The organism is bacterium 336/3, from assembly GCA_001281695.1.
GTDB lineage: Bacteria > Bacteroidota > Bacteroidia > Cytophagales > Thermonemataceae > Raineya.
Map to the genome: position 1 here is coordinate 42,672 of LJIE01000003.1, position 13,002 is coordinate 55,673.

General features: G+C 33.2%; 10 protein-coding genes and 1 pseudogene. 3 read left to right on the forward strand and 8 right to left on the reverse strand.

Annotation, left to right across the window (positions count from 1 at the left end; all coding sequences use genetic code 11):
- Positions 1–987 precede the first annotated feature (987 nt).
- From AD998_20290 to AD998_20300, 3 genes and pseudogenes are all read left to right on the forward strand, one after another.
- Positions 988–1,173, forward strand: a pseudogene (locus AD998_20290) (hypothetical protein).
- Positions 1,174–2,722: 1,549 nt separating this feature from the next.
- Positions 2,723–3,223, forward strand: a complete 501-nt coding sequence (locus AD998_20295) for a hypothetical protein (GenBank protein ID KOY84536.1) — start codon at positions 2,723–2,725, stop codon at positions 3,221–3,223.
- Between the two features lie 82 nt (positions 3,224–3,305).
- Positions 3,306–4,463, forward strand: coding sequence for a hypothetical protein (locus AD998_20300; protein ID KOY84537.1), 1,158 nt, complete (start codon positions 3,306–3,308; stop codon positions 4,461–4,463).
- Positions 4,464–4,939: 476 nt separating this feature from the next.
- On the opposite strand, the gene AD998_20305 is transcribed toward AD998_20300, so the two are convergent.
- Genes AD998_20305 through AD998_20340 form a run of 8 tightly spaced genes read right to left on the reverse strand, consistent with a single transcriptional unit; the run spans position 4,940 to position 12,962 of the window.
- Entirely contained in the window at positions 4,940–5,620 is a 681-nt protein-coding gene (locus AD998_20305; protein ID KOY84538.1) for a hypothetical protein, read from the reverse strand.
- 10 nt (positions 5,621–5,630) lie between these two features.
- Positions 5,631–6,017: a hypothetical protein gene (locus AD998_20310; GenBank protein KOY84539.1), complete on the reverse strand. Its 387-nt coding sequence runs from the start codon at positions 6,015–6,017 to the stop codon at positions 5,631–5,633.
- A gap of 30 nt (positions 6,018–6,047) precedes the next feature.
- Complete coding sequence (locus AD998_20315) at positions 6,048–6,557, reverse strand: hypothetical protein (protein KOY84540.1); 510 nt, start codon at positions 6,555–6,557, stop codon at positions 6,048–6,050.
- Positions 6,547–6,915 carry a hypothetical protein gene (locus AD998_20320; GenBank protein KOY84541.1) on the reverse strand — a complete coding sequence of 123 codons (369 nt, stop codon included), beginning with the start codon at positions 6,913–6,915 and terminating at the stop codon, positions 6,547–6,549. The genes AD998_20315 and AD998_20320 overlap by 11 nt, the downstream gene beginning before the upstream one ends.
- 5 nt (positions 6,916–6,920) lie before the next feature.
- On the reverse strand, positions 6,921–7,325 hold the full coding sequence (locus AD998_20325; GenBank protein KOY84542.1) for a hypothetical protein: 405 nt from the start codon (positions 7,323–7,325) through the stop codon (positions 6,921–6,923).
- 3 nt (positions 7,326–7,328) lie between these two features.
- Entirely contained in the window at positions 7,329–7,712 is a 384-nt protein-coding gene (locus AD998_20330) for a hypothetical protein (GenBank protein ID KOY84543.1), read from the reverse strand.
- 14 nt (positions 7,713–7,726) lie between these two features.
- On the reverse strand, positions 7,727–10,675 hold the full coding sequence (locus AD998_20335) for a hypothetical protein (protein ID KOY84544.1): 2,949 nt from the start codon (positions 10,673–10,675) through the stop codon (positions 7,727–7,729).
- Between the two features lie 7 nt (positions 10,676–10,682).
- Complete coding sequence (locus AD998_20340) at positions 10,683–12,962, reverse strand: hypothetical protein (GenBank protein ID KOY84545.1); 2,280 nt, start codon at positions 12,960–12,962, stop codon at positions 10,683–10,685.
- Positions 12,963–13,002 lie beyond the last annotated feature (40 nt).

Below are 13,002 nucleotides of genomic sequence, written 5' to 3' on the forward strand. Positions count from 1 at the left end.
CTTGCTTTACCAGAGGGAACTTATAGACTTCGTATTCAAGACCAGTTTTCTTGTCAGAAAGATACAACCATCATTATCTCAGAACCAACACAGTTATCTTCTGGAGTAGTGAGTGGTACCAAGAAAGATGTTTCTTGCAAAGGAGGAAGTGATGGAGAAGCCCAAGTGAGATTCGAGGGAGGAAGTGCTCCTTATCAGATAGAATGGTCATATAACAATACTTCTAGCTATATAGGGATTGCAGCCCTTAATAGCTGGGGAGGAATAGTGGAAACAGTCAGCCTTGGAGCAACTGAAACCCATTTGTTTAAAAATCTCAAGGCAGGAACTTATTATGTGAAATTTAAAGATTCTAAAAATTGTGATAATAATATTATTGGAGGGGTAGTAACTCAATTTACCATCTTTGAGCCCAACATTGCTTTGGATGCAAGTGTGAGTTTTAATCAGCAAGTATCTTGTTTTGGTGGCAATGATGGCTCCATTACAGGTTCTGCCACTGGTGGATGGGTGGGTTCTTATCAGTATGCTTTAGATGGAGGTACTTTTGGTTTGAACAATGTTTTCTCAGGACTTTCAGCAGGTAATCACACTTTAGCAGTCAGAGACTTGCAAGGTTGTGTGAAGACAGTCAATTTTGTGATAACAGAGCCAGACCAACTTACTGCCAACCTTGCTACTTCCACCAATACTTCTTGTTTTGGAGGAAATGATGGCTCAGCCACACTCAATATTTCAGGTGGTACCATGCCTTACAAGGTGTCTTTAAATGGAGGCACTACTTGGATACTCACAGATATTAATACAACATCAGCAACCCTTACAAGTTTAAGTGCAGGAACATACAATATCAGCATCTTTGATGCAAATAACTGCTCAGGGGCAAGTGTAGTGAATGCAACCATAACATCACCGACTGCTATTGCTTTTCAAAGTGCACCAGTAGTTACAAACACTTCTTGTGGTCAAAATGATGGAGTAATTACAGTGAGCATTACAGGAGGGACACCTACTTATTCGTATGCGTGGGAGAAGCTTCAAGGAGCTAGTTATGTTGCAGTGAGTGGTAACAGCAATACCTTATCAAACATTTTTGCAGGAACATATAGAGTGAAAGTGACTGATAGCAGAAGTTGTGAGTGGATATCTAGTGCTATTGCTGTTTCTGATATTGGTTCACCTGATATGGCTAACCTGCAAACCACACCTGTATCTTGTTTTGGAGGAAATGATGGTACCATCTCTTTTGAAGTAACCTCTGGAACTGCTCCTTATGAATGGAGATTGCAAGGAGTAACAAACTTTGCTCCTGTGACAGGCACAGTGAATGTCACTGGACTCAAAGGAGGGGCAAGCAATCAGCATGTGATTGAAATCAAAGGGGCAAATGGATGTGTGAGACCTTTTGTGATAGAAGTTCCAGAAACTACGCCACTTGCGATTAGTTTTGCTCCACAAAATCCACTTTGCGAGAGGGCAAGTAATGGAAGCATTACAGCCACTGTTTCAGGAGGTAATGGAGGATATACCTATGAATGGCTTGGATTTACCACCACTACTGCCACACTCAATAATATAACAGCAGGAACCTATACACTCAAAGTAAAAGATAACAAGGGTTGTGAGTTCTCAAAAGAAGTGTCTCTTACAGACCCACTTCCAACAAAAGTAAATTTCCCTGATACTGTTCGTGTTTGTGGTGGAAATGCTTATACAGTAGATGCTGGAAACGCAGGTTCAACTTATGAGTGGAAAAATGCAGAAAATCAAGTGATAGGCACCAATCAAACGATTGCCATTTCTCAAATGGGTAATTATACACTCAAGATTAAGACTGCTTTGGGTTGTGAGTCTTCACATCCATTCAGACTTGAAGTCAGAGATGATTTGGTAAAGGCAGATGTACTTTCCACAGCTGAGGCAATTGCTGAGGATACAGTGGTATTCATTGATATTTCAAGGGTGCTTGTGGATGATCCTAACAATCCTACCAAAATACCAGACAGAATAGAATGGGTGTATAATAGCCCCAATATTGTAAGGGTAGGAGGTTATGCAGGTTATACAGAGGAACTTCAGTTTTTGAAAGAAGGATTTTATACCATCAAGCTCAGAGCATTTTATACATCATGCTCTAGTGAGATAGAGAAAAGTATCGTGGTTCTTCCCAAAGCAGCCAAGAATGCCACTCAGAATGGATTGGGTTATCAGGGAGCTGATGTAACAGAGTTTACAGCTTTTCCAAACCCTTCTGCTGGAACATTTCAGGCTCAGGTGAAATTAAACAAGATTGCTCCTGTAACTATTTCACTTTATAGTCTTCAAGAATCCAGAAGCCTAATCACCTATCAAGGAGACAACCAGCAAGACTATCTCTTTGATTTTACATTAAGAGAGGATATTCCAGCAGGAATTTATGCCTTGATGGTGGTGAGTCCTAATGAAACCAGATTCTTTAGAGTAGTCATTCAGAAATAAATGGAAAAAGCCCACTAAAAGTGGGCTTGATAGGCATTTTTGCGGAAAAAAGTGGAAATAAGTTGAAGTAACTGGAAACCCTATTGTATATATTCTCTTTTATTCTTTCTTTTGTATAAAGTTTTTCACAAAATATTATCACATGAGAGCTAAGTGGGTATCCTTAAACAGAGTAGGCATGAAAATTTGTATTTTTTGATATGGACTAAAAAAGCTATCTTACACATACTTTAAAATATTCCAGATGAAAACAGTATTAAAAAACGTATTAGGACTCCTCATACTCTCTTCTTCAGCTTTTTGCCAAACAAAAGATGTTACTCCTCATCAAACCATTAACCCTTGTTTGCAAACTATTAGTTATGCTGTGGATGATATTTTGTTAAAACAATCTCTTGGTCAAAACCTTTCCAAAGTTGACAAAAACCCTGTTTTTACAGGAGGATTAGAGGAGCTTAAAAAATATTTTGTAGAAAATCCATTAACAGATCCTAAAGCTAAAGATTTAGTTTTTAGAGTTCATATTGGTTTTTTAGTAAATTGTCATGGGAAGTTTTGTGAATTAAAAATTATCAGCAAAGGCAAAGGAGAATTAGAAAATCTTGCACAACAAGTTTTAACAATCGTAAAGAATATGCCTCAAAATTGGCAATCAGCCTTTGTAGAAAAAAAACCAGTAGATTGTTATCAAATACTTTCCTTTACAGTCATAGGGGGGCAATTAGATAAGGTATCCTACAGATAACACAAAAGTAAAATTAAAAGGATTGTTTTTTGATAATCTATCAAGATAGTTCATATCATATATAAACTTAAAATCAATAATTATGAAAAATGGAATTTTAAATCTAATCATTTTTATTTTACTGATAAGTTGTAACAGCCTCAGCAAAGATGATGGTAGTAGTATTGCACCATCAAGCTCTTCTTCCACAAATGGTCAAGGTAATCCAGGAAATCCAAATCAATCAGGGGTTATTACTGCTGGTGAATGGAATGACCTTGATAATTGGAACTTTTGGGAAACAATCATTCATAAAGACCATTTTAAATCTATGCCTTCACATTGGTCTTTTTTTAATAATAACAGAATATCAGTAAGTATTCAGGGGGCAGATTCTGCTCCTATTATGAATGCCTTAGTAAAATTAAAAAGAGATGGAATAACCATTTTCAGTGCAAAAACAGATAATAAAGGAAAAGCTGAATTATGGGCTAATATATATGAAAATAGTCCAAATGTTGATTTCACAAAATTAGTTGTGGATATTAATGAGGGTTCAAATATCATATCTAATGTCAAACCATATAAAGAGGGTGTCAATGAAATCATTGTATCTCCTACAAAAATAGAAAATAAAATTGAAATAGCCTTTGTTGTAGATGCCACAAGTTCAATGGGAGATGAGTTAGAATATTTAAAAACTGAATTGTTAGATGTGATTACAAGAGTTAAAAATGCCCATACCAACTATTCAGTGTTGACCTCAGCCGTATTTTATCGAGATGAAGGAGACGAATATGTTACAAAAATTTCCAATTTTACAAATGATAATAATGCTACAGCAAACTTTATTAAAAATCAAAGTGCCAGAGGTGGAGGTGATTTTCCAGAAGCAGTACATTCTGCATTAGATAAAGCAATTCATGAACTTCAATGGTCTGTAAACTCAAAAACAAGAATTTTATTTTTATTATTAGATGCTCCACCTCATTATGATAATGCAGTTATCAAGGATATTCAAAAATCTATCTTAAAGGCTTCTGAAAAAGGTATTAAAGTGATACCTATCACAGCTAGTGGTATTGACAAAGAAACAGAATTTCTCATGCGATTTATATCTATGACTACGAATGGTACATACGTTTTTATAACTAATCATAGTGGAATCGGAAATAGTCATTTAGAACCCACCGTTGGGCAATATCAAGTGGAATTTCTAAACAACTTAATGGTTCGGTTAATAAACAAGTATGCAGAATAAAAGCTTTCTTGTGTTTATTGAGGTTCTTCCTGCAAAAATGCGGAAAATGGCGGTTTGCACTATATCTACTTGTAAACTAATGTATTAATACTATTTGTTTCTTTGTAAATTTATCATTGAAACAAAATCTATGATTTGACATCAATTTTCAATAGTAAAAAAACATAAATAGATTTAGAAATTTAACTTAGAATCTTTAACCTAATTTGTTTACAAAAAAAATAGGTTCAAATAGTAAGATTTTGGTATTTTCAAAAAGTAAAGTAAATGTTCGTTTTATTGACTCAATATGAAAACTCAAAAACAATAATATACTAATTCACAGACACATATAGAGCAAACCGCCATTTTTCTCATTTTTGCAGGAAGAATCTCGATTTTCATTATCATCAAAGGGTTGCCTTACCTCATAATATTCTAAGACAATATTGCCTGTATAACTTATTTAAGCTATTTATTTTTTCAGTCTTTAATTTCTATTCTAATTCTAGCCAAAAATCAATATGTGGGGTTGGAAAAGGTTCTCTACCTTCATCTACATCTTCTTGATAGATAATTTTTCCGTTGAGTAAAAAGCCCTCAATAGTCATAAACTTCTCATATGTAATATCAGCATTTATTTTGCCACCTATTTCCTTAACAAATTTACTTATTTCTCTTACAAAACTATTGAATCTAGGAATATAAAATATTTTAGTATCGTATGCCATTTTATGAAAACGATGGCTATTGAAAAGTAGGCTTATACTTGCATTTTCTTCCCAATAATCAAGCCCTTCCACTTCATAAGCGGCAAGTGCTGTATTCTCAAACTCAAAAAAACATACAGATTGTCTAACAGCACCTATAATTTTATGGTCAAAAGTTTTAGTGTAATTCTCTTTGTTATACACAAGTGAATCATAGTGTTTTGATAAAACTTGATTAATATAAGGAGTATCAAAAAGATAATAATTTTTATGTTCTTTGTCAAAAAAATCATATTTCCGTGTTTTCTTGTATATTTCTGTAAATTGATTGATATCTATATCACCCCAATACATCAATCCATATTTATGAGCATTTTTTATAAAAGCCACATCAAAATCCAATATTCTATCAACATAGTTTTTCGAAGTAATTGGTAACTCAAAATCAAATCCAATAGAATAACTCATAAATTATTATTTAGGGCAGTAATTGTTGAACAATATTATTTGCATCGACCTTATAACGATAGAAAGCATTAGGAAGTTGTATGTGAATTTCGTCTAAATTTTTTAAATTGACAGGTACCTCAGGCTTATCTCTCAATGTATTTGTAACTAATTCTTGAATTCTGGCTTTGACTGTTATGTTAGAAGCATATCTTGTATCATTAGTATTAAAAACACATATTCTAATGATTTTTTTGTAACTTGTTGGCACAAGTTCTGTGATAAATTGTTCTGCTGCTTCAGTTATAGCATCATTAAACCTTCTAATATTTCCTTGAGCATCTTTTTGAGCATATATTCTATCAAATTGAGGTGTACCTATTTCATTTAAGTAAAACTTATACTGGATTTTTTTCATTATATTATCTTTTTTTAGGAAAATATGAACCTATTGAACCAGTTTTAAGAAGCCTATTTCCCTTTCTTTACTCTCAATAGGTTTTCTTTCTATATTTAATTTTTGAAAAGGTATTTTCCATAGATTGTAGTAATCAATATCTTTAAAAGCCTCTTCTTTTATAATGAAATTATACAAATCATAAGAATATATCCAATTATCAGGTTTTTGATGAAATATATTAATAATGATATTTTTTAAAGCATTTATTGCTTCATTAGATATTTTCTGTTCAGGAAATAAATAATCTTGCAATAAAAATTTTACATAATTTTTGATTTCTAAATTACTATAAGACTCAGGCTCTATTAATAACAAAGTATCCTTAGCTAACCGCAGCCAATCAAAATCTTGATTGACAGTTGCTTCAATAAATTCCGTCTTTAGATTTTCTTTTTTTTCAGAGCTAAATTCATGGTCAATAATACCTAAACTATCTTCAAAAGGAATCCACATATCTTCCATAAAAGCTGTTAATGCACTTTTTAAATTATTTATCATAGAATTTAATCAGATAATCTCTCCAATCCTTCATTAGAGCATATATTTCAATAGTTGGTATTTCTGCCTCTATTTTTTCATTTTCAAATAAATTAACCACTTTTGCAATGTTTTTATCACACTGAATCATATAAACTTTATATCCAAATCCCTCATAAAAATCTACAGAACCATTCAAGACTTTATCTATCTTATCAACTATTTCGTTTATATATTCCAAATTTGAATACAAGTTAGATATTTCGTCTAAAAAAAAATACCCAAATTCAGAAGCATTTTCAATATTTATGGAAGGGACTTCAATAAACTTCTCATTTACTGTGTTTCTAAAATTATATGTATAGAATTTGTAATCCATATTTATTATGCTAAATTATCATTCCTTTCTAACCAATCTAATACATAATTCTTCCAATTTTGAATAATTTCTTTAAAGGCAGAAATATCTATCTCATTTATAAAATCAGGTTCAAAAGACATCCAAAGCTTAACTCGATTATCTTTGATAGATAAGGTCAATGTATCTTCTATTTCAAAAGGTTGTTGGTGGTTAATATGATTATCTACAATTATCAGCCAGTTTTCTAAAATTTCTATATATTTTTTACCATAACTTTGATAGTAACTAAATCCAATTTTAGGGTCATCTGATAACAAAGTAGCTACTAATTCATAATTCTCAGATAAAGCTAAACAAATTGGATACCTTGAATTATATCCTATTTCTTCTTCTTGCTCATTATGATTTTTAATCTTAAATTCTAACATATGTTAAGAGTATAATTCTATAGGGTTATTTTCTAAAAAAATACGCCAATCTTTAAACATTTGTAATAACCAAGAGGTAGGAATATTAATTTGAAAATCAGGTTCCAAAGACCATTCTCCATTTTGAGGGTTAATATGATGTTCAATTAAAGAAGTTTTCTTATATGAAACTATTGAACAAAAATCTGTACCCCAACCCCAAAATTCTTTCTCTCCAGAAATGACAGCACTAAGTTCCTCAATAACTTCATTTGCTGCACTTATTGAGTTGTATTGGCTTAGGTAACTGAGCATAGGATATTGTGGCTCACTAGAACCTAAGCCAATGTAAGCTTTTTTGCTATTATCATTTAAATTAAAACTTACTCCAAAACTGTACGAAAACATATATTTAAAATTTATTAGTTTGTTGGAAATGCTGATATAAAATTACCTTGAACTATGGAAGGTCTTGTTGTAAATGGTTGTCCTATATACATTTCTAATGTTTCACCTGAAGTTAAAATGACATGATAAGTATTACTTGAAGTTCTTGGAGGTATTGGAGGTTGCCAATTTATGGGGGTTGTTTTACTTCTTGCCAGAGCTATTTCTTCTAAAACTTGTTGTTTTGTCCATGTATCTGGAAAAAATGAGGCTTCTCCTCCATTTGGACCAATTTTAGGATTCCAATTAACACCATCAAAAATCTCCACTTGGACTTTATAACAACCATTAGTGCCAATAGGCGTTATAGTAGCTCCTGGTTTTATTCTTATATCATCTCTTAAGAAGCCACTTGTTCTAGTTGTTAAAGCAAGTTCGTGGTGTACACCTTTGACTTTCAATACACCTCCTTGCATACTTGGCTCTCCTTCAAATATATGTTTTCTTAGTTTCTCAAACTCTGGGTCTGAACTATTTACTTTTCTAACCCATTTCAAAAAATCAACCTCTTTTCTATGTTGCTTCAAATAAGATATTTCTTTCCAAACATCTAACCAAGTGACATCAGCATTCATTGCATCAATTAAAGATCGATTATTGAATAAATCTTTGTCAAGAGCTTTAATTTCAGCTTTACTCAAGCCTAAACTAGTTACTTTTTCTAAAAAGCGTTCACTCAATAATACTTGAGTGGAATTTTTAAAAATAGGTTTGACTTGTACTAATTCAAATAGAGGAAAACCAGAACAAAAGAGTTTATCATTTTTTACAATCTTGATATTGTAAGATGAAGTTGTTCTTCTCACAATGTCGTAGGTTTTATCAGCCAACTTCACAACTTTATCTGCTGAACCTATCAACATAAAGCCTCCATACAACAAAGAACCTTGTGTATCATTATTTACAAAACAATACAAAGCCCCATATCCATCTGCTATGAAATCCAAACCAAAAGGTGATAAAGCTAAACTTGCCTCATCTATTTTTTCTTTTACACGAGCTAATTTCACAGCATTGTTACCTGTAATAAATATCTCATTAGAAGGGGATGATGGCAAGAAATTTTCAAAAAATACGTTAGGCAACCCATCTTCCACATAAGTAGAGAGAAGCCATCTTGTATATTGTCGGGCAATGGGATTATACTTAATATCACCTGTTTGAAAAGACTCTGTAACTATATTTCGTAAATAAGATTCTTTTATTTGGTGGTCTATAATTTCTAAATCTCCATCAGAACTTGGAGTTTCTTCAAGTTGTTCTAATAGTTTTTTTTGTGCAATAATGTTCTCTCCTTCTTGTGTTATCTGTGGTGATTGCGATAACCCTTGTGCTGCAGAGGATCTAATGAAATTTTGAGATTGTTCAATAGATTTATAGGCATTAATAGCAGTTTTAATTCTTCTATCTTGCACAATAACAAGATTATACATATCTAATCCTGCTATTTTTTCAGATTTTTGTACAGGCAGTTCAATAATCTCTCCTTTAAAATTCATTTGATAAGCATAAACCACAGCAGGTTTAGGCAATGGTCTATAAATATTCTTATGTACATATCGAATAATAAGTTCTGAAAATCCTCCCACATCACTTTCTTTGTATAAATCCTTGTTATGAGCCATTTCAACATCATTTGTTTCTATATATGACCCCATCTCTGTGGGTACATAATTTCCAAGCTTTGCACTATAAAACATACTCATTGGCTGGGCATCAAATTTCTTTGTAGTTAGGCGAGCATAAATCAAAATGGTTTTAAATTTATCTAATTTCTGGCTTTTCAAGAAAACAGATTTGGCTATTAAATCATCACAGATATATTCTTTAGAGTTATCTACAATGACACATATTTTATAGCCTGTTTTTTCTTCTAAATGACTAATTTTCTTTTGTGTTTCAGTAAAATCAGATAGACTAATTGTGTTACCCCAAAAATTAAAATCTGAATTAGTTTTGGGAGTAATAAACACACCACTTTGTGTATTTGAGGATAGTTTATCAAGTTCTGTGTCTAAAAAACTACTGATTCTTTGAACCTCAGCATTGTATTTGGTGGCATCAGGACTGCAATTTTCATAATCTGCTAAAATACTAACTATATCTCTCAAGGCATCGTTTCTTCCTGCTCCTTGCAAATCAAATTTATCAGTAGCAGCATCAATCAGGTCTAATAATGCTTTAGGAATAGAAGTAAAGCGTAAAATAGAACTATTCACTTTGTAGGTAGAATTTCCATTTTTATCAAACTCTATTTTATAATGAGAAAAACAGGCAATACTCTTGTTGGAAAAGTCTCCACTACCTATTTTTTGTTTCATCACAGTTCCTACAAAATCACCAACAAGGTTGTTTTTTCTAAAGGTTTCATTATCAATACCATTAGATTGAGCATCAATTTGACTCTGGTCTTGTTGTTTTTGTGTAAGTGCTTCATTGACTGTACTCCAATTTTGTCCTGATATATTATCAATAGCTTCATAATCTTGAGTATATCTATTTTTATTTTGATACCACCTGATTACATCTCTTTTATAATCATAAATAGAGATAAGTACCACATAGATTCTATCCTTTGGACTACGACCAGTATTGAGACTACTTAAAATAGCCTTGATTCCTGTTTTTTCTTTCTTAAAAGCATCTGACTCTAAATTCCAAAGAGTCTTCCCTCCATTGGCTTCTTTGATTTTAAAATGCTCTGTTTCATCATCATCTAAAATCTTTTGATAATCAATAATATAGTTATTCAAATGGCTTTTTCCCAAACGGTCATTTTCTAAGTTTTGAGCCTTTTGTTTGTCCATCAAGCTCTCTATTTCCTTTCTGACTTTTATCTTTTGAAGACTATCAAGCTCTGCGAAGGCTTGATGAGCAAAGAAAGAAATCCATAGTGAGAGAAATAATTGAATCAGTTTTTTCATGGCATTATTATTTATCCGTATCTGTTAGAAAATCTATCATTTCTTCAATATTGAGAACAATAGAGTCTTTGGTTTGTGAAATAAGCTCTTGATTGGTTTTTTCTAATCGCATTCCCCTAAAAATATCCTCTATTAATTTTTCACCTTTTAAAACTGCATCTTTTTTGAAATGTTGTTTCACATCATCAGGAGATAAATAGAAAGAAAGCATGGCAACTAAAAACTTGACAAGTCTTTTCTTTCTCATTTTTTTATTAAAATCCCAAAGTTTAGACTCTACATTACTTCTGTTGGAAGTAGTAGGTTTTTCTATATTGTCTATGGAAAAATCTTTGATGAGGAAAACACCCGTTTCTTGTTCAGTAGTAGGTCGTGATAATCCTTGGTCATCAAACAAAACTTTCATGGCAGCCTCTCCAGCAGCATCCAAATCTTGCTCACTGGCTGGTTGTGCACCAAAATATTCTCGTTTGAGTTCCACCAGTGTTCCCCAGATAATATCTATAAATCTTTTGAGTGCCTCTACATAATACTTGATAGCTTCTGAAAGACTTTGTTTCATTTCAAGTTTAGCCTTTCTAAGCTTTTCTTTGGCAGCAGCTCTTTGTTCTTCTGTGGCATTGGCTGGCAGTCCTTTCAGTTCTTTTTTGGCTGCTGCAAGGCTATCTCTTGCATTGTCTAACCTTAATTGAATACTTTCAGGCAAATATTCATACATTTTGGCTGAGACCAAATCAATTTTATCAAGGACAATATCTATCTGGTCTAAAGCCGACTCTGCTTGGTTTAAAAAACCTTCAATTTCAGTAATTTGGGCTTGTACAGTGGCAAGGGTACTATCATCTAGCACTTGAGCACTTGCTCCAGTGATGGCAATAATGCCATCAATCATTCTGTTTTCTTCATTGACTTTGATATTCTTAAAAGCAGCTTTAAGTTTAATATTATTCATAAAAGGCATGACCACGACTCCCTCTCCACTAAACACTCCTTGTCCTCCTTCAATTCTTCCTATTTTGAGTTTAAAATCAGTGGCTACAATGGTATCTCCTCTCACTAAATTTGCCTTGGGTGTTTGGTTTTGGAGCGTAAATTCTTTGGGTACCCTGCCGCAGGCAAAGTCCTGAGCTGAAAAGCCACTGGTTTGAAAGGTGTCTCTAACTACTATTTGATTTGTGGGCGTTAAATCCCCACAAAAACTCAAGACTTCGTATTCATAGGTGGTAGAAGGACGTAAATCAAGCAAGTTAATGTGTAACAACTGACTATTTTCCTCAAACCAAGTACCATTGTTTTCTGACGTTTTTTCTCTGAATCTGAGCTTGTAACGAGTATTTCCAGCCCCAGCTTCATACGTTATTTTAGCTCTTGTGGGAGCAAGTACCTGTGCTGAAATGTTTGTGGCAGGCAGGCACACAGAACCATACGTAAACTTGACTACTTCACTTTTTCCTCTGTTTTTAAAGATTTCAAGACCATTGCGTTCAATTACTCTGACTTGTAAGGCATAACTTTCTCCTGCAAGCAAACTTGGTTCACTAATTCCGTAAATAAAAGTAGTGGACTGAGTGATTGTTCTAAGTATGGGGTTAGAAGTCAGGATTGCATCATTGGGGTTTCTGGTTTTAGGAATTAACTGTACAACAGTCACTTCATACTCCACATCAATGGCTGCATTTGGACTTGAAAGGTGTCTAGGAGTCCAAGAAAAAATCACGTTCTGAGGCTCTAAGATTTGCACCTTTTCCTCTTGATAGGGCTGGTTAATTAAGGGAGGGTCATTTTCAGCAAGCCATGCTATGGTTTCTCCTGCTTTGGGAGCAGCCACAGGCACATTTCTAATGAAGTCTAAGACTTCAAAACGAATACTATAAATACCTTCTGGTAGTTTTTGGGCTCTATCGTACTGGCTTCTTGTAAAGCCCTGAAACTCTAAATTATTAGGATTAAAGTAATCAGCGAGTTCAATGCCGTTAAACTGTTCAGGAATACCCCCTTGAAGCAATACAATCTTTCCAATGTAGGAGGGTTTTGTAAAAATACTAATTCCTGCTCCTTCAATCACAAGTCTGAGTCTGACTTGATAATTGGTACGATTTATATCTTTTAAAAGTAGTGTTAGGTTTACTCTTTCTCCTGAGCCACCACCATAATCTGTGAGCCTTAGGGAATAAGGTTTGGATAATTGTGTGACTACCTCAATAGGGAAGTTTTGAGCAATACTGGTGCTTGCCACAAACCAGATAAAACTCAATACTAATTGTAATTTATATATTTTTTTTCTCATGTGCTCCTAATTTTAAAACAATTCATCACTCATCACTTAT

Bases quoted from the DNA above. Each gene is read 5' to 3' on its own strand.
- AD998_20295 (KOY84536.1), top strand. From the start codon at position 2,723: ATGAAAACAGTATTAAAAAACGTATTAGGACTCCTCATACTCTCTTCT.
- AD998_20300 (KOY84537.1), top strand. From the start codon at position 3,306: ATGAAAAATGGAATTTTAAATCTAATCATTTTTATTTTACTGATAAGT.
- AD998_20305 (KOY84538.1), bottom strand. From the start codon at position 5,620: ATGAGTTATTCTATTGGATTTGATTTTGAGTTACCAATTACTTCGAAA.
- AD998_20310 (KOY84539.1), bottom strand. From the start codon at position 6,017: ATGAAAAAAATCCAGTATAAGTTTTACTTAAATGAAATAGGTACACCT.
- AD998_20315 (KOY84540.1), bottom strand. From the start codon at position 6,557: ATGATAAATAATTTAAAAAGTGCATTAACAGCTTTTATGGAAGATATG.
- AD998_20320 (KOY84541.1), bottom strand. From the start codon at position 6,915: ATGGATTACAAATTCTATACATATAATTTTAGAAACACAGTAAATGAG.
- AD998_20325 (KOY84542.1), bottom strand. From the start codon at position 7,325: ATGTTAGAATTTAAGATTAAAAATCATAATGAGCAAGAAGAAGAAATA.
- AD998_20330 (KOY84543.1), bottom strand. From the start codon at position 7,712: ATGTTTTCGTACAGTTTTGGAGTAAGTTTTAATTTAAATGATAATAGC.
- AD998_20335 (KOY84544.1), bottom strand. From the start codon at position 10,675: ATGAAAAAACTGATTCAATTATTTCTCTCACTATGGATTTCTTTCTTT.
- AD998_20340 (KOY84545.1), bottom strand. From the start codon at position 12,962: ATGAGAAAAAAAATATATAAATTACAATTAGTATTGAGTTTTATCTGG.